Genomic DNA, 21606 nt, shown 5'->3' on the forward strand with positions numbered 1-21606 from the left:
CGGACAGCAGACGGATCAAATCAGCGTGGATTGGTGGAGCATCGCTCTTACGTATCGTAAGCTTTGTCGGCATCCGACGGTTGTACCCAGAAGTTGATGAACCACGCTCGGCTCCAGCCGGTATGTCCGACGCCGTTAGCCAGCTTGCGATCCATGTCGTTCGAGCCGCTGCACAGTCAGCTCGGGCGTGGAATTCACGTTAATACCTTCGCCCGGATAAAACGCAAACAAATGGGAAATGTGCGATGACCCGGCACCACTTTCTCATAATCATCCATCCACTCCCGGCTGGCTGGAGGTAATAAGTAAATATCGGCCGAATTGAAAATAGGTTCGATCAGCCCCTTATCCTCTCAGCCCTCCCTTAAACCGTTTCAGCCTGTCTCCGGTCGACAGCGTGTTTTTTTTCCCAGCTATCTTGCAGACTAAGGGTCACCCGGATGAACAGTTCAGTGTAATCTTTACTATGTCGGGCAGCAGCTCAGAATAGGAAACTTGGCTCAATTTCTCCAACGTTCATAAAGATCCATCTTTGTGTTTTCCATATCGTCTTTTTCACAGTAAGCATCTGGCGGCGTCATACCACCACGGAAGGGTCGCTCTTGCGGGACATGCCGCGCTGGGCGGAGATCAGATTGTAGTAGATCCCCCGCTTCTCCATCAATTCGCGATGCGTGCCGATTTCGGCGATCCGCCCCTTGTCAAGGACAATAAGACGATCGGCATTGCGCAGCGTAGAGAGACGATGCGCGATCGCGATCGTCGTGCGGTTTTTCGTCACCCGTTTCAGCGCCTCCTGGATGGCCGCTTCCGTCTCAATGTCTAGCGAAGCCGTCGCCTCGTCCAGAATGAGGATTCGGGGATCGTTCAGCACGGCGCGCGCGATCGCTATGCGTTGTCGCTCGCCTCCCGACAAATTGTTCCCGTTCTCTTCCAGCCTCGTGTCGTAACCGTCGGGCAAGTTGATGATAAAATCATGCGCGTTGGCGATTTTGGCCGCCTCGATTACCTCTTCCGGTTTCGCGCCCGGCTTCGAGTATTGAATGTTCTCCGCAATCGTCCCGCTGAACAGGAAGGTCTCCTGCAGCACAACGCCGATCTGCAAGCGCAAATCCTCCTGCCGGATCATCCGGATATCGATGCCGTCGATCCGTATCTCTCCTTCATTGACATCATAAAAACGGGAAATCAGGTTGATCGTCGTCGATTTTCCCGAACCGGAATGACCGACGAGACCGATCATTTCCCCCGGCTTTACGGTGAGATTAATCTCCTTCAGAACAGGCTCATACGATCGGTAACCAAAAAAAACGCCCGAGAACTCGATCGAGCCCCGAATCCGGTGCCCCACTGCGTCCTTTGCATCGATGACTTCCGGCTGTTCGTCGATCACCGAGAATACGCGATGCATCGAAATGACGGCATTCGCTATCCAGCGCGGCATGAACATCAACCAGGAGATCGGCCCGAATATCATTGCCGCATAGGCGCTGAACTGGATCAGCTCGCCCACGTTCATTTCCCGGCCGATAATCATGTAACAGCCGATCATGAGAACGAGATATTGCCCGATCTGAATCAAATAATTTGAGATGGGAGATAAAATGCTGTACAACTTCTCGCTCTTGATCGCGGCAGCGGCGAATTCACCGTTGTATTCCCGAAATCTGCGGATCTCCCGCTCTTCCTGGCCGAACGTCTTGACGACCCGAATGCCGCTCAGGACGTCATGAAGGAACGAGTTCGCCTTGTCGGAGATACGCCACTGCTTGTGAAACAGCTTGTGCAGCACGTGTCTCCAAATATAGTAGTGCAGATAAGCAACGAATGGCGCCGGAAGCAGCACGATCAGCGCCAGCCGCCAATCCGCCGAAAAGAGCAGCGTCGCTGAAGCGATCAGGATGATCAGTTGGTAGATGGCCGTTGTGCACATCTCCTGAATCAAATGACGGATGCGGTCCGTATCGGCCGTCACCCTGTTCATCAGGTCTCCCGCCCGCTGCGACGTCAAAAATCCGAGCGACATGTTCTGAATCCGATCGAATACCGTTTTGCGCAAATCGGCCGCAATGCCCGTGCTGACGCTGGCCATGATCCGATTTCTGGCGATGCCGAGCAGCTCGCCGAAGGCCAGGGTGAACAACATCCCCGCAAGTGCAAGGAAGAACACTCTAACGCTCGCTTCTTGCCCGGCAGGGGGCACCAGCGCAGCGTTGACGAGTTGCTTCTGGAAATAAGGTCCCGCCATCGCCAGCGCCGAAGCGGCGATCAGGACGCCAAGCCCGAGCATCAAGCTACGCCAGTGCCTTCTCGATACGAGAAGCAGTCGTTTGAAAGCGGCTGCCTTGCTCATACAGCGGGGACATACCCGCGTACCCGGGACGAGCGATCGTCCGCATGCTGCACAAACCGGGTCCGCTTCGTCATGATAAATACGGACGGGGCGACTGGCGGCCATGTCGTTCAAGATTTGGGCGATATAGCCGTACCTTGCCGCATGCTGCATCGTCACCCTGACGACGATTCGCTTCGTCTCGTTCTCCGTGGCTTCGAGCACCGCATTGCCAACGAACGGCACCAGCTTATAATCGCTGGCGTCCGCGATGTTTCCCTCGTCTCGCACCTGGCCGTCTTGCACATACGCCCACCTGCCACCGCCGATCGCAAGATAGCCTTCCACCCGCCGCCCTTCCAGCGACAGGTCGGCCGGGACGCAATAAGCGATCTCCGCTCCGACAACTTGCCGTACCGCCGCTAGATCCTGCTCTGAAAGCGTGAAATTCAAATTCATCGATTTTCCTCCGTTGCCGCCGTTTACATTCTCATTTCGATCATTCGGTATTCCTTGTCGCTCAACTGATCCACCTGCGGGATGACGAAGCGGTTTCCATCGACGTCGGTGATCAGCAGGCGGTTCTCCGCCGCGAACTTGACGTTGCCGCTGCCGTTTCGCACCGTAAACCGGCACAGTCCGGCCGTCGTTGCTACTTCCCAATAGGAATAGCCGAACTCCTCGCTTACGGCAATGACCTTCGTAATTTCCGGCGTAAAATAACGGATCTTCATCTGCCTTTCGATCAGGGAGGACGTCCCCTGCGGAAAATCGTCAAGATGGCGGATCATGCCGATCTCCTTGTTGTTCGCCGTTCGAATCGACAAGAATGAGCGCTGGTTCGTATGCGGGAAGGAGCAATGCACGTATACCGGCGAATGCATCTCACCTCCGGTCTGGACCGACAGCATGCGGCCGCTTGTCTCCATAAACTCCGAATTGCCCGGCGTTAAATATCGGATGCCCGCCGCATCCGCCAGCTCCATTCCCCGATGTTCTTCCATCCTCATGCGATGATTTCTCCCTTCATTCTGAGCGCTTCATCATGTTTGCGGACGAGTTCCCGATAGACGCCCTCCATCGCCATCAGCTCTTCGTGCGTGCCCGCTTCGACGACAACGCCTTTATCCATCACGACCAAATAGTCGGCTTGCCTTAGCGTGGACAGCCGGTGGGCGATCGCGATCGTCGTCCGTCCTTTGACAAGCGAATCGAGCGCCTGCTGGATTTGCAGCTCCGTCTCCGTATCAAGCGATGCGGTCGCCTCGTCGAGAATGAGCACCTTCGGGTTGTGCAGCACGGCTCTGGCGATCGACAGCCGCTGCTTCTCCCCGCCGGACAAGCTATAGCCGCCCGTACCGACCTCCGTATCGTAGCCGTCGGGCAGCTTCTCGATGAAATCGTGCGCGTTCGCGATCTTGGCTGTATGCAGGATGTCCTCAACCGAGCAATCGGGATCAGCGTATGCGATATTTTCGGCGATGCTGCCCGAGAATACATAGACATCCTGAGAGACGATCCCGATATGACGCCGCAATGAAGCTGTCGAAAGATCCTTGACATTGACGCCGTCGATCCGGATTTCTCCCTCGGTTACGTCGTACAATCGCGACACCAGATTGACGAGCGTCGATTTCCCAGCTCCCGAATGGCCGACGATGCCGATCATCTGCCCCGGCCTCGCGCGCAAGGACACCTGTTTCAAAATCGGTTTGTTCGGCTCGTAGCCGAACGTGACGTTATCGACTTCAATATCGCCTTTCATGGCCGGCAACGTAACGGCGCCAGGACGCTCTGCTACATCCGGCACGGCGTCCTGGATCTCGAAGATACGCTGCGCCGCCGCCATGCAATTGGACCACCAGCCGACGATATTGTTCATGAACTGAATCGGCCCGTACAGCATCATCATATAGTTGACGAACGTCAGCACGGCGCCGAACGACATCCGGCCTTGCATCACGTACCAGCCGCCGAACGCCCAAATCAATATCCCGCCCGCTTGAGTCAGAAAATTGAGAATCGGGAACACCGTTCCGCTCAATTTGTTGAAACGCTGTTCGGCCACGGAGAATGCATCGTTCGACCGCTGAAAGCGGCGGATCTCCACCTTTTCTTTACCGAATGCCTTGACGACCCGCGAGCCGCGAACCGAATCGCTGATGATCGAATTCAGAGCGCTTACCTTGCGGTGTCTCCGCCAGGACAAGCGCCACAGTTTCGGAAACGCGCTCCGGACAAGCCATAGTACCAGCGGCATCGGCAGCAGGCAAATCAGCGTAAGCCGCCAATCCATCCACAGAAGCACGGCGGTGATGCCGATGATGTTCAACGCATTTACGATGAAATAAGAAAGCCCGTCTACGAAGAAATATTGTAGTTCCTGTGCGTCATTATTCACTCGGGTCATGAGATGACCGGTCTGCCTACGCATGAAAAAATCGAGCGACAACCGCTGCAACGCGGTAAATACGGCCGATTTCAAATCGAATGCGACCTTTGCCGCCAGCTTTGCGATGATGGTGCCGAACAAGATTCCGAATAACAGCGATAGCGTACGGAATGCCAGAATGATCACAATAACGAGGCCGATCCGCCCCGCGAAAGCCCCATTGCCGGCAAGCGCCTGATCAAATAGCACCGTGCCTTGAAAATAAGGAATGACGAGACCGGTCGCCGAGTTCAGCAGCATAAACAACACGATAAAAAAGATGGACCGCTTGTACTTGCCTGCAAATGACAGCAAACGTGCGAAGACGGCATGTCTTTTCATGCATTTCGGGCAGAACGGCCTGCCTTCTTCAGGGAAGATCAATCCACATGTCGGGCAGTAAGCTCCATGCGATTCCTCGTCCTGTTCGAAGGCTTCAAAGGGCTCGTTCTTCTTCATTTTGTCGAAGGCTTGCGCAAATCGGACGGCCTGTTTCATTTGACCGCTTGTGAATGCGCCGATCACTCGTTCCTCCTGCTCCATGGCCACGACCATGCCGGAAGCGACCAGATTGACGATGGTCAAGGCTTCAAGTCGTTCAAGGGGAATGCGCTCCCATGCCCAATCGACGGAACCGTCTTGCACCAGCTTGCCAGCGTCCTTATGCCGGCCGGCTGCATAACCCGAAAACGTCTTCTCCTTCGAAATGCCGCTGCTACGGAAGATGTGGAGTGATTCCCGGGACAAGACGAGATATCCGTCCGCAAAGCCGCCGTCCGGCAACCGGTCGCACTCCATCCAGTGCACCAGATCAGCGGCTTTTGTACCGTTTCTGTCCAGCATGGACATGATTTCCTTCGGCAATATCGTCATGTTTTTACCCTTTCGTTCATTTGGCTGAAAGTAAAAAGCTCGGCCAATAAGGCGCAAGGCTTCCTTCTTACATTAGTTATCTTTAAAAAGGAGTTGCGAATAATGATACAAATCGTTCTTCCATACGGACCAATCATGTCCCCCACTTTCCTCATACCACACATGAGGAACGCGATGCTCCGATAAATACGCATGTGTCCGATCGCTCATCGGCTTAAGATTGTCTTCATCGCCGCATGACAGCCACAGCAATTTGAGTAGGGCCGATGCTTCGTCCGGATTCGGGACGAGCTGTTCCGGAGATTTCGTATTGGGAGCCGGGGAAAAAGCGCCGATCCATGCGAAACGGTCGAGGTGCTTCAAGCCGATATTCAAGGATTGCCCCCCGCCCATGGACAACCCCGCAATCGCACGGTTTTCCCGACCTGTCGATACCGAATAACGCGACTCGACAAAGGGAATCAGGTCGTTTAGCAAATCGAATTCGAACGTCACGAATGCTTTCACTTTGTCCGGATCAAACAGGTCCCCTTCAGCCCGATCGTTCGGCATCGCACGGCCATTGGGAAAAACGACGATCATCGGCGCGAGTTTCCCATCCGCGCATAGATTGTCCAGAATCGTCTGCGGATCCGCATGGCGGTGCCATTCCGACTCATCACCACCGATCCCATGCAATAAATAAAGCACGTTGTACGTTTTATCATCGCCATACCCTGGTGGCGTATAGATCGTCGCCTTTCGAAAGTTGCCTACCGTTTCAGATGCATATTCCACCGTTTCGATTATTCCCCTGGCGATATGTTCCCGTTGCCGGTCGAATCCGGCCGGGGCCTTCTCCTTCATGTTCCTCTCCCCTTCAGTTCATAGGTTTAGCGCTGGGCAATATCCAAGCAATCTCACCGCTTTGGCAAGCTGTGCTCTAATACAACCCTATGGAACATAGCCGAAGCCCAGAATCGTGAATCGCTTATCCTCGTGGCCTTCCGCCATTTCGATCTCTACCGCATGTTCTTCCGCATTTGGATCATTGTATAAAATCACAGCATTGCAGTGGGTCCAGTTCACTTCATGCGGATCGGCGGTCTTCTTCAGCTTCCCGTCCACCCATATCTTCGCAGTTCCGAACTCCCGGCGTCCGGAGTCTTTATAAACAAGGATGAGACTCTTGCTCCGAATGGTCATCCTGAAGCTGTGCTTGCCGGAATCGGCCGTATGCATCCAGTTGTGCGGAAATTGCGGCGTCCCGTATGCATGATCACCCATTTCCGCCATCTGCAGATCCGTGTCGATGTCCGAAAAACCGCCAGCATCAATTCGGGCGAAACGGTCGCCATTCAGTCGGTCGAGCAGCTTAATCCCGACGAAGTCATTTCCGATTAACGGAGGCAGTACATCAGCGAAATCTTCCTCGTCAACGTTGGAATGGTCGGTTACTTCGAATAACCAACCCAAACAATCGGCCATCACCCGATGTCCTGCATTGGTCGGATGATAAATGTCGTAGAAAAACTGTCTTTTCGTAATCACGTTGCCTTGTTCCCTGGTCCATCGGAACTGTTCCGTGACCGCATCCTTCACGCTGACCATCGGAAGGTTGTAATGCCAGCCTACGGGAGCTAGCCGGTCTTGAAGATTCCAGTCGTTCACGAATACACTGAACAGCAAAATCACCGCCGGCTTGTGATCGGCACGAAGAGCTTTGAGGACCAGGCTCTCGTAACAATTTCCTTTCGTTTCGTCGCCGGCGTCGTTGACGGCAAACTCAACGATCACGATATCCGGCTCTACCGCCCCTTCTCGAAGCACATCCCGATCATAGCGGACGATGCCCAGCTCCGACGGCGTGCCGCCTACGCCGGCTTTGATGAGACGAATCGGGCTATCGGCGGCTGGTGCAAACATTCGCTTAAAGAGGTCATAAGATTGGTACGCGTAGCATTGCGAATCGAGCGGCACAGCGCCGGCGCCTTGCGTAATGGAACCACCGATATAGGCAATGGAAACGTATTCGCCTCGCTTCGCTTTTTCGATCGCCTTCTTCAATCTGATGTTGTTGCCTGGGCTTACGAGTGATTTCTTGATCATGTCTCGATACGCTTGCGATTCAACATCGACAGGCGGGTCGGCCGTGACGTCGGGAGCTAGGAAACCATCTCGAAGATAGAACACAATGGTGGCCGTTGCCAATGCGCCCTCTTGCTCGAATTCAAATACGAATTTTCCGGGAACGTTGTCATCCTGATATCGCCCTTCGTCGTCATCCAGAACCAGGAGCGCTTCCGTGCCGTCAGTTGGACAGGTTATGCTCAGGCGGGATCCTGTTTCGTATGGATTCGTTTTCCCCCAATTCCAATATGTAAACTGTACGGTCGATATGCCGGGCTCATGCGCACGAACAGAGATTCCGATACGGTCCACCAGTCGGCGAAGTCCGCTGGAGCTTCTTAGAAGCTCCAGCATGGCTTCATCCGTTACACCCCCGTTAAACCGGGCTTTATCGACGAGCTGGCTCCCGTCCAGGTACATCTCTTGTGTGTACTTCCCATCGGGACGAATCGTCGCTTCGATGATCGTCTCATACAGGATGTACAGTCCGCGGCGTTTGACTACCGGATCCCGCGGCGCGGCTGGGCCTTCCGTTTCATTTACGGCTGTCGTCCAATGGTCTGCCATGACTCGTCATCCTCCTGCTCTACCGTTCGGCTTTCTCGTAGCGGAAATAACCGAAGTCGGCATGGCCGCCGATTTGCCCGGTCGCATAATAATAAAGCCCGATCCGATAACCCATAAAGTGATCCAAGGTATACCGCATGTTCAGCTCTCCACCGATCGGCATCCACTCCAACCCGTCGGACGAATAAGAAAAGGAAGCCACATCTTTGCTGTTCTCAAAATCAAAATGAATTCTCAAATGCACATCCCTGCCTTGAAAACGAACCGTTTCCAGCTCCTTCTCAAGGCCGTTCCCGTCGTTCACGCACATCGCGATGAATTTGTCGCCGTTCTCTGCCACCTTGATGCCGATGGTGCCGAAATGGTTTTGCAGCGCAACAAGGCCCGCATGATCGCCGGGCTTCATTTGTCCCGTGTCCATTAATACCATCCCCGTGCACGCCGGCCCTTCCGTACGCTGCGTCAGCGTATTGCGTGCCTGAAGCACGCCTGCAGCCAAGCTGCCTGTCGTCAGTCTCAGGAAACCGGGGCGTTCGGTCACCGACCACAGCCGATGATCCGGGTTGTGGTTCCATTGCCAATTCAGCGCCAGCTTATCCGATTCATATTCGAATTCGTCGCTGATCACGAGCGGCTTGGCCGCAGCTTGCGGCAAGTCGACCTCAAACCGTTCCGGCACCTTGCCCTCCATGCCGAACACGGGCCAATCCTCCTCCCAAGCCACCGGCACTAAGCACGGGATTCTGCCGACGGCATCATGATCCTGGAACAGCATCGCGTACCACTTGCCATCCGGCGTATCAAAAATCCCGCCTTGGGCGATTCCCTTGTTATGGTAGCCGAGATCGTCATCCAATACGATTCTTCTTTCATAGGGGCCGAGCAATTCCCGAGACCGGTAACAGATTTGTCTACGCCGGCCGTTGCCGACGCCTGCCTTCGGCCACTCAATGAACAGCAAATAATAGTAACCATTGATGCGGTAGGCATGACAGCCTTCGCAGCGCAATCCGATGCCCTCCGCTTCCGTTTCGAACAACCGCTGGTGGATTCCGTCCGGCTTAAGGGCCGTGGCATCCGCGGTCAACTCGGTGATGTAAATATCCCCGTTGCCGTAGATCACGAACACTGCGTCATCATCAAAAAGCAGGCCCGGATCATGCCGCAGTCCATCGATGACGGATCGTTGCCATGGTCCCTGAATGACATCATCTGTGCGGTACACATAAAACCGTCCGGTATCGTTGCTGGAGAAGCAGACATAGAATTTCCCCTGATGATGGCGCAGGCTGGCCGCCCAAGAGCCTTTCCCGTAGATATTGCTGCCGCCTTCCAGACGATGGGCCTCGTTATCTTCGAGCGTATCGTATACGTAACTAACGATTTCCCAATGCATCAGATCCTCGGACCTCATGATCGGGCAGCCCGGCATCGAATGCATGCTGGTGCTGATCATATAATAAGCATCCTCTGCGCGGATGACATCCACATCCGGCACGTCCGCCCATATGATCGGATTTGTGATCAATGTCTTGTTCATAGATGGTTTCTCCCTTCAACCAATGGAGACTGCTGGGAACGGTACGCGATCAAACATCCTGAAATGTCTGATCCGCCTTGGCTTCCTTCAACAGGTTCCAGTAAGATTCCTTCGGATGATGATTCTCATCGAAGACAAACGGCCAATTTTTGCGGCCCCTTACCGGGAAATGATCCAGCCAGGTATAATCGTCCGCCGCGCCCCAGAAGGTTACGGAAGTTATGCTGCCGCTGTACTCTTTAAGCAGCCGGAACAATTGTCCGTAACGCTCCGCCTGGCGCTCAAGCATTTCTTCCGTCGGCGCCGCCAGATCGGTCCGCTTATCCTCATGCGCGAAAACGGATACGTCAAGCTCCGTTACATGGAGCATCAGGTCAAGGCTTGCATATCTTTCGATGGCCCTGCGGATATCGTCAAGCGAAGGGAACTCCAGATTCCAATGAGCTTGAAGCCCGACGCCGTGAATCGGCACATCCTGCTCCTTTAACGATTTAAGGAGCGCGTAAATCTTCTCCCTCTTCTCCGGTACGGATTCGTTGTAATCGTTATAAAACAGCAGCGCTTGCGGATCCGCTTCATGCGCGTATTCAAATGCCTTTGCGATAAAATCCTCCCCGATTGACGCAAGCCACGGGGAGGAACGAAGCAGATCGCTTCCACTGTCGGCAATGGCTTCGTTTACGACATCCCATGCATAGATGTCTCCACGATAACGGCCAACGACCTCATGGATGTGCGATTTCATCCGCGCGAGCAGCAGCTCGCGGCCGGCTTTACCGCCGGAGCCGTTTTGAAACACCCATTCCGGCGTCTGATTATGCCATACGAGGGTATGTCCTCGCACCGCCATTCCGTTCGATTTGGCAAACGATACAATCTGGTCGGCTTGCTCGAATGTATATACCTCTTCCGATGGGTGCAATCGCTCGAATTTCATTTCATTTTCCGCCGTAACGCTGTTGTAATGGTGCGTCAACAATTCCTTTTGAGTCACCATCGTGATCGGATTCACGGCAGCTCCGATGTTGAAGCCATTTCCAAAGGCTTCATGAAGCTTGGGCAGCTTCTCCACATTCATTCTCATCATTCGGCTTTCTCCTTATCACGTTTTTTTCGGTAAGCGGCATTGAGCTATAAAATTATTTATCCATAATGCTTGCTCGACTCTGCGGTAACGTCTGTTTATAACTCGGTCTTCGCCGCCTCAACAACGGCCCAAAATGCCGGTTTGGGTTGATGTCTTTGATCGAACAGCAAGGGCGCATTGGTACGTGCGACCGGAAAACCATGAAGCCAGGTATGATCGTCGGCGATGCCCCAAAACACGACGCCGCTAAGAATGTCCTTGTTTTGGCGGAATGCCTTAAACAACTCGCCATATCGTTCGGCTTGCAGGTTTAGGATTTCTTGCGGGAGATCTTGGCCGTAATCGCTGCGGTCGTTCCAGGCATACATGCTCATGTCGAGCTCGGTGACGAGATTGTCGAGGCCAAGCTCCGCGAATGTTCGCATCGACGCGATGATGGAATCCACCGATGGACCATAGATGTCAATATGCGTCTGATGTCCGACACCGTCGATCGGAACACCTTGCTCCAGCAAATCTTTCACGAGCTGAAACAAACGGTCCCTTTTCACAGGGTTATCCGTTCCGTAATCGTTAATATAGAGCTTCGCTTCAGGTCCTCCGGCTTCCCGAGCGGCTCGAAATGCCGTTGCGATGTAATCGGTACCGGCAATTTTGTACCATTCGCTCGCGCGCATCCCGTCCGGATCCCCCGGTTCAATGACTTCATTCACCACGTCCCAGGACGTAATCTCGTCCTTATATCGGCTGACGATCGTCCTTACGTGGGTATCCAGGCGTTCCAGCAGCAATTTTTTGTTCGCTTCCTGGCGCTTGGGGTCTGTCTCATCCACCATCGGCTTGCCTTCCGCATCTTGGAAAAACCACTCGCCAACTTGGGTATGCCAGACCAGCGTATGGAAACGGACTTGCATGTTGTTCACCTTGGCAAATTCCACGATTCGGTCGGCATTTGTCCATATAAATCGGCCTTCCGATGGTTGGATCGCATCCGGCTTCATGACGTTCTCGGCCACCAGCCAGCGGACATGCTTCTTCAGCAATTCCGCTGATGGGCCGATGGTCTGATTCGGTTCGATCGCGGCGCCGATCGGAAAGTCTTCCTCGAAGAGTTCATACAGCGAGGGAATATCTTGAGCTATGGACTGTTGTGCCTGCGGCTCAGTTGGAGCAGGCTGGTTAATGCCCGCAGGGGATTCGGCATTCGACTTCCCGTTCGGCGCTTCGGAGTTCCCCTTTAGCTCCGCGACTCCTTCCTCCAGTTTTTCAGGTGCCTGACTTTCGGTGACCGGCTTGTCGCGGCTGCCCATATAGGACACGATCAACACGAGAACGACGGACGCCGCCACTGCCGTTGCCGCCCATCGGCCGCGTTTAGGCATGCGAAGCAAAGCATTACCTCCTTTCCGCTTCGAGCAAAAAAAACAGAAATCCGGTACGGAACCCGGAACCCGCCCGAATGGTCATAACTCCATATTAGCGCTTACATTTTTTTGCAACAACCTGCCAAATTGGGGTCCTTCACCCGTCCAATCTCAGGTTGTCAAAATTTCTCAGGCGTTCACATACCGGTTATATTCAGTAAGAAGTAAATATCGGTTAGAAATATAAAGATCGGCACATTGTGATCCGGCCTTCTGTTCCCCATAATGTTATCAAACCGAATGTAAGCGTTATTACAAAGAAGTTAGGGGGAAGCATTGTGCATGATATTCTGCTTGTTGATCTGGAAACTCATGATGTAGAAACACCGGGAAGCCCGCCGGATTGGAATGATTTGAGATGCTCGCGGTGCCGCTGCGTCAGGTCCTCCTCGTCCGCTATGCAATTCGTTGCCTTGGAGCCTTACACGGTAGTGATTATCCATGCGTTCGGTTCAGATTCCGCAGGCATGGAGTTATGCGAACAAATCCGGTGCGTAAGCCGAGTCCCTATCATTGTTGCCGGAGGCAGCACGGACTTTTATTGGACCCGGAAAGCCTTGCAGCTGCAAGTCAACGATTATTTGCCAGCACCGTTCACGATCAAAGAGCTCAGCTCCAGCTTGCAGATGATCACGCCGACAACCAATTCCGGTGACGGGAATCCGTGTCTTAGAGTGTCCCATGTCCATGCGGAAAAGGAGGATCAGATCATTCAAGAGGTGAAGGAATACTTGGAAGATTCGAAGTATCAAAACGTCACCTTGAAAGAAATTGCCGAGCGGATGCATTTCAACTACTCCTATTTAGTCCAAAAATTCAAGTTCCACGAGAAGATGACGTTTAACGAATATCTGTTGCAGCAGAGGATGGAGAAAGCGAAATTCTTGCTCGTGCACACCAACATGAAGATATACGAAATCGCTGACATGGTGGGTTATAACGATATGGACTGGTTCTATAAAAAATTCAAGTCCTATGCCGGAGTAAGCGCTAACATGTTTAGAAAAATGCATGGATCGCAGACAGTTGAGATCGCCTCTGGCCAGCATTAACTTGTACGTACATTATAACCTCGAAACCTAAAAAAGGCGCTGCTTTTTTCGGGAGCGCCTTTTTAGATTGCAATCATGTTATTAACAAACAGGCAATGTCAGCAATCAATGATGAAATTTCCATGCTTCGAAATCAAATAGCCTCTGATCCCGCTGCCCGGTAAATACGAAGTAAAGATGATGGATGCCGGATGCGCCCGAAACCTCCATGGAGAATTCCATACGCTGTTCCGTACCGGATGAAGGCGGTACGTCCACCGTGCCGATCCGTTCTCCATCCGGACGATCCAGCCGAAGCTCCAGCCGCCCTCCCGCATCAATACCCGAGATCCAAGCCGTAAACGCAGATGCTCCTTTCCCGAAATCAGCATTGTCCACTGCGATCCAATCCCGGTCATGGATGTCCGTGACCGTCAATATCGGGCCGCCCTGCGAGTCTTCAGCGGCCATAGATGTATTGGCTTGAATTCCGGCATTCCATGCCATCGTTACCGCCTCCGTTCGTTGGAAAGGATTGAGCGGCTGGATCCCTTTCACGCCTTCCATGTCAGCTTCAATCTCCCTGATGGTACCGTCCGGCTCGAAATAAACCCGGTTCAGATGGGTTGAGCGATAGCCTTTGGGAACCCCCATGGACTTCGACAACGTTTGGGCGTGATAGGCAATATACCAGTTTTGTCGGAGCTGAAAGATGACGTGATGATTATTCCCTCCAACCCCGAAGAAATGCCCTGGATTTTTCAAAATAGTCCCTTGATACGTCCAGGGTCCCATCGGGTGCTCGCTGACCATATAAGCGATCTCGCCTGGAGGAGGACTGTTCTCCGGCCGCGTTCCTCCGGAGAAATTGGAACAGTATGTATAGTAATACCTTCCACCAAACTTGTTGATTCCTGAATCCTCGAACATATAAGGAGCTGGAATCGTGACGGCTTCTCCAAGCACGCTGACCATATCTTCGCCAAGCTGCATGACGCGAGCCGTATCCGGCATTTCGGCTTTGCCTTCCGGAATGCCGCCGCCAAAATAGATATAAGCTTTCCCGTCATCGTCAACGAGCACGGCGGGATCAAACAACCACGTGACTCCTTCCACGCCCGGCGTGTTTCTTGTGATCAGCGGCTTTCCTATAGGATCTATCCACGGGCCAACGGGGCTGTCGCTCGTCAGTACACCGATGCCGCTGGCATTGTTGGCAAAATAGAGGAAGAATCGATCTTCCCCGTGAATCACCTTGTGCGCGGCCGCTGGTGCCCACGATTGCGTTGCCCATGCGGCAGCGCCGGTCGGTCCTGCAACCTGGATTGCGCCGTGATCAGTCCAGTTGACCAAATCCGATGAAGAGATGACGGACAGCTTGTTGATCGTGCTGTAGCTGTTGTCCTTGACGTTCCCGTCATCGTCATACTCTAGTGCGTCGTACGTGTTATATAAATAAACTCGCCCGTCTACTACCAGCGCATAGGGATCCGCGCCGAATTTATGGGAGACGACCGGATTCCCATTCGGAGGAATCTTGCCGATCGCGACCGCGTACGGCTCGCTGCGGGTGCTGTCCGCATCCCGAATCGTATCCATGCTGCTGCTCTGGTCCATCGTTTCAGTTCCCGCCTTGCCTGCTTTGATATCATCAGTCACCTTGTCACTCAACTCCTGGTTTAACAGTTTTGGATCGTCTTGGTCACGATTCGCAAGGTTTGCAAAGACACACAGTATGCAAACGAACGCGAATACGGTAGATATGACCAGTAACGGCTTTACGGGCTTCACCCCTGAACACGCCCTCCTCCATCGTTACTTGGGGACCTGTCATTCCCATCGCGGGTCGACATTCCGGAAGTGGTCGTAAAAAGTGTACCTCTTGCTAAGCAAGGCAACAACCCGACATTCCATCTGAAAACACCGGACTAATGGTAGGTGCCGGCCTAATTCACGAGATTGTCCCTGTACTCCTGCGGCGTTAACCCCGTCGCCTTTTTGAAGAAGCGGGTGAAGGAATGGGCGGCATCGTATCCGACAAGAGGAGCCACGTCCCTTACCTTCAAATCCCCTTCCTTAAGCAGCTCCTTGGCTCTTCGTATTCGGCATTTCTCGATATATTCGGAGATGTTGATTCCCCGTTCTTGCTTAAACAAGCGCGATAGATAGGACGGATTGAAATAATAGCGTTCGGCAAGATGCACAAGGGTCACGTCCTGATCCAAATGCTCCTCGATATATTGACATACCCGATCAATGACATGCGCCGTTTTGCCTCGTTCATCCATACGTTTGAAAGCGAAGATATCTTCGGCCGTTCGCCTCAAATACCGAAAAGCTTCCTTCATGGAATCATGGCCTTCCAAGTCCAGAAGCTTTCCCCGTTCACCTGTAGGATCCTGAAGACCTAGCCTGGTCAGCTTCGCATACAGCACCAGCGCAATAGAATAATAAGCTTGGGCAGCGTGCTGATAAAGATCGTCCATGGTCAGCACGAATTCCGACATCTGCTCCAATTCTTCCATAAATTCATTTTCCCTTCCGGCCTCCAAATGCGCTTCCAAGATGTCCGCCTTATGACTCGCCTCCACTCCATCCTTGCAGTACGGCGATTTGTCAGAGTCGGTTTGATCCTTCAGAATCATCGGAATTCCGTCGCCCATCTTTAGCTGCTGCAGCCTTCGCAGCCTTTCATACTGTGGTGTCACATCCTCCCACCGGCACGGGAAGCCGCTTATGGTGAATGATACGGTAAGTTCAAGAGAATCAAGGCAGGCTTCCTGGATGAGTTCAAGCGTACCCTCCAAATAAAGAACCAGACGATCCCCGATTGGGTTCTCGGACCGCGGCTGGAGCAACCATAATAAATCCCCGTGTTTGTCCACGACGCCGATGCTGCGGACATGCTCCTCCATAAAAGAATTCCATATCCATCTTACCGATCGATGACCATTTTTCTTTTCTGCATATGCTTTGCCTGCTGAATACGCTACGCGGCCAAGCGCTAACAGTACAGGGAGTTTAGGATCCAACCCAATGTTCAAGGATTGGAAATCGTCAATCATCGCTTCGTTATCCGCTCCAAGCAAGCTGCTGTCCGCTACGAATTGCCGGAAGTACTCCCCCTGCTCCATCCACTCCAGCGCTTCGATCTGCATGCGAGATTGCTTGAGCCATTCTTTCATGCGGTTGCCGCTCTCGATTTCATGGATAACTTCCTTCACGACCTCCATGATCCTATCGAAACCTTCCGTCTTCAACAAATAGCGAATATTGGGCATCTGGATCGCTTGATAAGCGTAATCGAAATTACTGTACCCGGTCAAAAAGATAATTCTGCACCTTGGCCAGAGAGCGCGGATGCTCTCCGTCAATTCCAATCCGCTCATGCCTGGCATGCGTATGTCCGTCAGAACGATGTCGATTCTCGTGCGCGACATCCAATTCAGTGCTTCCTTGCCGGAGTAGGCCCGGCAAACATCAAGCTTTTCGGGTATCCATTGATGAAATACTTCGAACAAACTGTTCGTAATAATCTCTTCATCGTCAACGACCAGCAATCTATACATGTCCATTCCCCTCCGTCAGCCTGATTCGAATCTGGACCCGCAATCCATTCAATGGACTTCTTGAAAGAACTAATCCGCTGCTTTCCCCGTATGTTAAGGCAATTCGCCGATGGATGTTGATAAGGCCCGTCACTTCAGGGGATTCAGCGGATTCGGACGTCCGTTCAAGCCGCCTGTTTAGCGCTTCGATTTCGTTATTCGTCAACCCGTTCCCATTGTCTTCAATCACGATGGAGGCTTCGTCATTATCCAAATGAAACGCTACATGCAGCAAACCTTCATCCTGCATTTTTTCGAGACTGTGCTCATAGGCGTTCTCGATAATAGGCTGAATGATCAATCGCGGCACCTTGATGGTCTCCATTTCCTTCGGCAGCTCCCCGAATTGTACGCGGATCCGCCTTGAGAATCTGAGCTTTTGAATCTCGGTATAAATGCGGGAATGCCTTGTCTCTTCCAGCAATGGAACGTTGTCCGCATCATTGCGGGTAATAAATCGAAAGTATTCTCCAAGCATGTTCGTGAACAACTCGATTTGCGCGACATCCCCCGTTTTGGCCAGGGAGCTCAAGATGAAGAAGCTATTATATAAAAAGTGGGGATTGATCTGGGATTGGAGCTGTTTCAGCTCCGCCCTTTGCATCATGAGCTTATGCCTGAAATCCTGATCAATCAAATGCTGCAGCTTGATAAGCATATGATTGAATCGATCGTATAAATAGCCGAACTCATCCCTTTGTCCGTGCCTGATCCGGACATTAAACATGCCATCTTCCATTTTCCTGAAGCTTTGGACAAGCAGGAGCAGCGGTTTATGAACCAGCTTGTATGTCGATACGGCATAGATGGCGATGGCTAAGAGCGTCGTGCCTGCAAACAGCCAGGCCCAGACATAAAATTTACTTAGCGGCCGCTTCACCACCTCGGTAGGCAAGTAGGTGAACACGGATAATTTCAGCTTGTCGGAATACGCCTTATCGATCAGATACCTGCTTGAACCGATCGTTGTCAGTTGGCGATTCGCATTTTGGATGGCCTGCATAGCCCCTCCCATTAAACGATCCGCCTCCTCATGGCTGGCCAGAACAAATCCGGACGGCTCGGAGACGATAAAAGCCCCGCTTTCCGGATATACACTGATTTGCATCAGGGATTCCCTGAGTTTTCTCGGATCCATTTCGATCTGAACGATCAGGAACGGCTCTTCCCCTTTTCTAGCTCCGTATTTAGCCGCTACAAGATGGAGCGTATCGTCGATCTGCAAGAGTCTCGCATTGCCGCGCGCCTTTCCTACTTGGACATTGTTATACCGTCTCGAGTCGAATGGGTTCATCCCGGTCATGGCTGAAATCGTTTTATCCATGCCGCGGATATGAACGAATACGTCTTTTATGTAGACACTGCTGTTTTTGATGGAGACCAGTCGAGGCAGCAAATAATGGAGGCTTGCTTTTCTATCGACCGTGCTCATCATCTCCCATGTGAGCGCCATTTTGTTGAGTTCCCCGTCCTGCAAAATGTCGTATTGCTGAATTTCCAACCATTCGATTTCCCGGTTCAACCCGTCCAGGTAAGCCGAAAGCTGCGCTTGTGAATTTTTGGATATTTCCTGGCTAGCGTATTGGTAACTCCAGTTATACAGATAAACACCGAGAATGATAAGCGGAAGAATAACAAATAGATAGGTAGCAACCAATCGAATAAAGATGGTATTACGAATGGAATTCACGGGTAACTTAAGCAATTAAACTCCTCCGATGCGTGTGAATATGCTTGATGATTAGCCGCCTGATGGCCTTTGAAGCCAATCATGCTTGCGGGGCTCATGGTTCTATGAACGGTCTTTCTTGTCCTCATGCCATTGATTCACTTCGGCCGTAATGTCCGTGCCGCCAAGCCGATACCATTCCTCGACAAACCGGTCGAATTGGTCGACGGGTTCGCCGAGGATGATATTAACGAAGTAGTCATGCTGAAGATTGTCCAGAATGTTTCTTCTTTCGATCATGGTTTCGGTCGGAGCGCCGGCAAATGCATCGAATAACAACTGATCGTTTTTCTCGTATTGGTCCAGGATACTCATCGCACCGGAGGACCCGTAGATTTTTTCCCATCCCCAGCCGGATTCGCTGTCTTCTTTCTTATCCATATATCGATCAATTCGGTCTTGTATGAATCCGGACTCACCTTGTAACTGTGACGTCGAGCCTTGTCGACGCGCTTCGGCGATTTGCCGGTAGGCTTCGAGGTTTTTATCAGCAGGGAAAGGAGTCACGGGAGATAGACCCCACACGGGCGAGGAATCGTTGTAGTAAGTCCCATACTCGGCCGTTTTGCCCCAATTTTTTTCAAGATGCAAATTGAACATTTTCAGAATCGCTTCCGGGTGAGCAAAATCCTTTCTTACGGCGTAAAAAGAACTTGTGGTAAATTTAAGCGGAACCTGTGGCGCCTTGCCGGAGTCAGTAACAATGGGAAAAGCCTGCCACTCTGCATCCGGATCGCCGCTTCGGCTGGATTGAAACAAGAACGCTCCCCATTGCTCTCCATAGGCCATTCCGATCTTCCCATCGGCTATGAGCTGTTTTGCTTTGCTTCCGTTTTTAAAAATGAATTCACTCTCGATTTCATGGTTGCGATACATATCCTGAAGCGCTTTGAGCGCCTGTTTCACTTCGGGCTGAATGCCTCCGTATACGAGTTTGCCGCTCTCGTCTTCAAGCCATATGTTCGGGTAAGCTCCATAACCGGCCATGAATCCGGTTAAGCCCATGACAGGGTCCCACAAATATTGCGTAGCCGCTATTCCATAGGTGTCCTGTTGGCCATTTCCGTCGGGATCCTGTTCTGTAAACGCTTTCGAAATTTCCAGGACATCATCCATCGTTTGCGGAGGCAACAGTTCCAATCGGTCCAGCCAATCCGTTCGAATCCACAGAAACATCGCCTTTTCGATAGAGGAATCGGTCTCTGGTATGCCCATCAGCTTGTCACCGATTATGCCGGATTCCAGGGTGCCGCTCCCTTCCTGACGATGAACTTGCCGAGTCAACGCTGAAGCATATTCCTCATAAGCCTGCGTCAGATCCTGGATCAGACCGGCATGACTCAATTGCCTGAGCTGTTGGGCATTGACCTTGACGACATCCGGAATGTCCCCTGAAGCCAGCATAATATCCAGCTTTTTGTGGTATTGTTCGCTTCTCACAGCCCATTTATATTTGATTTGAATGCCAAGAACTTGTTCGTACAACTGACTCCAGCGATTGTCCTCCAGCGTTTCATCAGGCAATGCCTTCAGAATATCTTCCAAGCCGTCGCCGATTTCTCTCACAAGCGTGACTTCGATCGGCGGATGATAAACGCTTAATGACTTATCGTTGTATACGCCTTCCCCGCGTGTTTCCGGCCCCCGATTGTGGTCGATACCGCTGCTTTGGTGACAAGACGCCAGTGTTGAACCAACCAGTAAAGCGCTTAGCATGACCTTGGAGAAGTTCTTTACGATGATGATCAGCAACAGATAACACCCTTTCCTATCGATTAATTGTATTATTATACTTTAAAGGCCCCGACCCACAATAAACATTTTTTTACTTTATATCCCGTTATTTACTTGTTGCTGCATGCACGCAAAAACCGCCATCCACTAGATTCCGGGTGGCGGTTTTCATCTTGAAACGTTAGCCTACGATACCGGTACGCTCGATACTTTCCACGAAGTATCGCTGGACGAACAAATAAATGACAATCAACGGAAGGATGGCCAGCAAGATGCCGGTATCCTGCACCATACTCAAATAAAAAGGGTCTGCCTTCGACGGATCGCCGCCCAGCATGATGGACAGATTGTACGGCAACGATGAAAGCTGGGTGGACATGACCTTGCTTGAAGTCAGATACGTCGTCGTGTAGAAGCTGTCGTTCCATTGCCAGACGAAGGAGAACAACGTCGTGGTAATGACGGCAGGAATCGAGTTCGGCATCATGATGCGGGTAAAGGTCGTTCCGACGCCCGCGCCGTCGATATAAGCCGCCTCCTCCACTTCCTTCGGAATGCCGCGGTAAAACTGCCGGAAAATAAAAATGTACAGACCGGCTTTCAGCGAGTTGGCCGTCAGCGAAGTCAGAATGAACGGCCAATAGCTGTTCAACAGATTGACAGACTTGCCGGTAAGGAGCGGGATCAGGCCCATCAGCGTAAAATCCTTCAGATTCAAGTAGATCGGGATGAGAATCGTGGTTGGAGGCACCAAGATCGTCAGGACAACACCGGCGAACAACAACTGGCTGCCCTTGAATTTCAACCGGGCGAAGCCGTAACCTGCCAGCGCGCAAGAAGCGGCGGTCAGGACCGTCGTTGTCGCCGACAGCGCAAACGTATTGAACAGCGTTTCCCAATAATCCATGATGCGAATGGCATCAATGAAATTGCTCATCGTGAAATTTTCCGGAATCCATACGACGACCGGTGAATAAAGATCGGCCTTGTCTTTGACGGCCGTCGAGATTTTTTGCAGAATCGGATACAGAATGACAAAGGACAAACCTGCGATCAATGTTAAACGGATGAAAGACCAGAGCCATCTTTTCCAATGTTCGAGCGATAGCCACCGGGAAACCGACATTGCGTTCACCTTCTT

General features: G+C 52.1%; 14 protein-coding genes. 1 reads left to right on the forward strand and 13 read right to left on the reverse strand.

The window, feature by feature from the left end:
- Positions 1-577: 577 nt before the first annotated feature.
- The 8 genes from BMX45_RS27890 to BMX45_RS27925 form a co-directional block, all read right to left on the reverse strand.
- Positions 578-2791 (reverse strand): ABC transporter ATP-binding protein, encoded by a 2214-nt coding sequence (locus tag BMX45_RS27890; RefSeq protein WP_090913692.1) that lies wholly within the window; start codon positions 2789-2791, stop codon positions 578-580.
- Between the two features lie 23 nt (positions 2792-2814).
- The gene (locus BMX45_RS27895) at positions 2815-3342 is read right to left on the reverse strand and encodes a DUF1854 domain-containing protein (RefSeq protein WP_090913694.1); all 528 of its coding nucleotides are present in this window, start codon (positions 3340-3342) and stop codon (positions 2815-2817) included.
- Entirely contained in the window at positions 3339-5636 is a 2298-nt protein-coding gene (locus BMX45_RS27900; RefSeq protein ID WP_090913696.1) for an ABC transporter transmembrane domain-containing protein, read from the reverse strand. Before BMX45_RS27900 ends, BMX45_RS27895 begins: the two co-directional genes overlap by 4 nt.
- A gap of 72 nt (positions 5637-5708) precedes the next feature.
- Positions 5709-6482 carry an alpha/beta hydrolase gene (locus BMX45_RS27905; RefSeq protein ID WP_090913698.1) on the reverse strand — a complete coding sequence of 258 codons (774 nt, stop codon included), beginning with the start codon at positions 6480-6482 and terminating at the stop codon, positions 5709-5711.
- Between the two features lie 87 nt (positions 6483-6569).
- The gene (locus tag BMX45_RS27910; RefSeq protein ID WP_090913700.1) at positions 6570-8312 is read right to left on the reverse strand and encodes an SGNH/GDSL hydrolase family protein; all 1743 of its coding nucleotides are present in this window, start codon (positions 8310-8312) and stop codon (positions 6570-6572) included.
- A gap of 19 nt (positions 8313-8331) precedes the next feature.
- Complete coding sequence (locus BMX45_RS27915) at positions 8332-9852, reverse strand: glycoside hydrolase family 43 protein (RefSeq protein WP_090913702.1); 1521 nt, start codon at positions 9850-9852, stop codon at positions 8332-8334.
- 49 nt (positions 9853-9901) lie between these two features.
- Positions 9902-10939 carry an endo-1,4-beta-xylanase gene (locus BMX45_RS27920; protein ID WP_090913704.1) on the reverse strand — a complete coding sequence of 346 codons (1038 nt, stop codon included), beginning with the start codon at positions 10937-10939 and terminating at the stop codon, positions 9902-9904.
- Positions 10940-11034: 95 nt separating this feature from the next.
- The gene (locus tag BMX45_RS27925) at positions 11035-12321 is read right to left on the reverse strand and encodes an endo-1,4-beta-xylanase (protein WP_368087185.1); all 1287 of its coding nucleotides are present in this window, start codon (positions 12319-12321) and stop codon (positions 11035-11037) included.
- A 320-nt stretch (positions 12322-12641) separates the two neighbouring features.
- Here BMX45_RS27925 and BMX45_RS27930 point away from each other — a divergent pair, with 320 nt between their 5' ends.
- On the forward strand, positions 12642-13415 hold the full coding sequence (locus BMX45_RS27930; protein ID WP_090913708.1) for a helix-turn-helix domain-containing protein: 774 nt from the start codon (positions 12642-12644) through the stop codon (positions 13413-13415).
- A gap of 105 nt (positions 13416-13520) precedes the next feature.
- Here the strand turns inward: BMX45_RS27930 and BMX45_RS27935 are convergent, their stop codons facing one another.
- From BMX45_RS27935 to BMX45_RS27955, 5 genes are all read right to left on the reverse strand, one after another.
- Positions 13521-15185 carry a glycoside hydrolase family 43 protein gene (locus BMX45_RS27935; protein WP_090913710.1) on the reverse strand — a complete coding sequence of 555 codons (1665 nt, stop codon included), beginning with the start codon at positions 15183-15185 and terminating at the stop codon, positions 13521-13523.
- Between the two features lie 155 nt (positions 15186-15340).
- Positions 15341-16963: a response regulator gene (locus tag BMX45_RS27940; protein WP_090913712.1), complete on the reverse strand. Its 1623-nt coding sequence runs from the start codon at positions 16961-16963 to the stop codon at positions 15341-15343.
- Positions 16956-18707, reverse strand: coding sequence for a sensor histidine kinase (locus BMX45_RS27945; RefSeq protein ID WP_090913715.1), 1752 nt, complete (start codon positions 18705-18707; stop codon positions 16956-16958). Before BMX45_RS27945 ends, BMX45_RS27940 begins: the two co-directional genes overlap by 8 nt.
- 87 nt (positions 18708-18794) lie before the next feature.
- Positions 18795-20480: an extracellular solute-binding protein gene (locus tag BMX45_RS27950; protein ID WP_090913874.1), complete on the reverse strand. Its 1686-nt coding sequence runs from the start codon at positions 20478-20480 to the stop codon at positions 18795-18797.
- A 166-nt stretch (positions 20481-20646) separates the two neighbouring features.
- Positions 20647-21591 carry a carbohydrate ABC transporter permease gene (locus BMX45_RS27955; RefSeq protein ID WP_090913717.1) on the reverse strand — a complete coding sequence of 315 codons (945 nt, stop codon included), beginning with the start codon at positions 21589-21591 and terminating at the stop codon, positions 20647-20649.
- Positions 21592-21606: the final 15 nt, after the last annotated feature.

The organism is Paenibacillus sp. cl141a (assembly GCF_900109305.1).
Lineage (GTDB): Bacteria > Bacillota > Bacilli > Paenibacillales > Paenibacillaceae > Paenibacillus_AQ > Paenibacillus_AQ lautus_A.

Excerpts from the sequence above, each read along its gene's own strand:
- BMX45_RS27955 (WP_090913717.1), bottom strand. The coding sequence starts at position 21,591 with ATGTCGGTTTCCCGGTGGCTATCGCTCGAACATTGGAAAAGATGGCTC.
- BMX45_RS27890 (WP_090913692.1), bottom strand. The coding sequence starts at position 2,791 with ATGAATTTGAATTTCACGCTTTCAGAGCAGGATCTAGCGGCGGTACGG.
- BMX45_RS27900 (WP_090913696.1), bottom strand. The coding sequence starts at position 5,636 with ATGACGATATTGCCGAAGGAAATCATGTCCATGCTGGACAGAAACGGT.
- BMX45_RS27925 (WP_368087185.1), bottom strand. The coding sequence starts at position 12,321 with ATGCCTAAACGCGGCCGATGGGCGGCAACGGCAGTGGCGGCGTCCGTC.
- BMX45_RS27915 (WP_090913702.1), bottom strand. The coding sequence starts at position 9,852 with ATGAACAAGACATTGATCACAAATCCGATCATATGGGCGGACGTGCCG.
- BMX45_RS27920 (WP_090913704.1), bottom strand. The coding sequence starts at position 10,939 with ATGATGAGAATGAATGTGGAGAAGCTGCCCAAGCTTCATGAAGCCTTT.
- BMX45_RS27905 (WP_090913698.1), bottom strand. The coding sequence starts at position 6,482 with ATGAAGGAGAAGGCCCCGGCCGGATTCGACCGGCAACGGGAACATATC.
- BMX45_RS27940 (WP_090913712.1), bottom strand. The coding sequence starts at position 16,963 with ATGTATAGATTGCTGGTCGTTGACGATGAAGAGATTATTACGAACAGT.
- BMX45_RS27895 (WP_090913694.1), bottom strand. The coding sequence starts at position 3,342 with ATGAGGATGGAAGAACATCGGGGAATGGAGCTGGCGGATGCGGCGGGC.
- BMX45_RS27910 (WP_090913700.1), bottom strand. The coding sequence starts at position 8,312 with ATGGCAGACCATTGGACGACAGCCGTAAATGAAACGGAAGGCCCAGCC.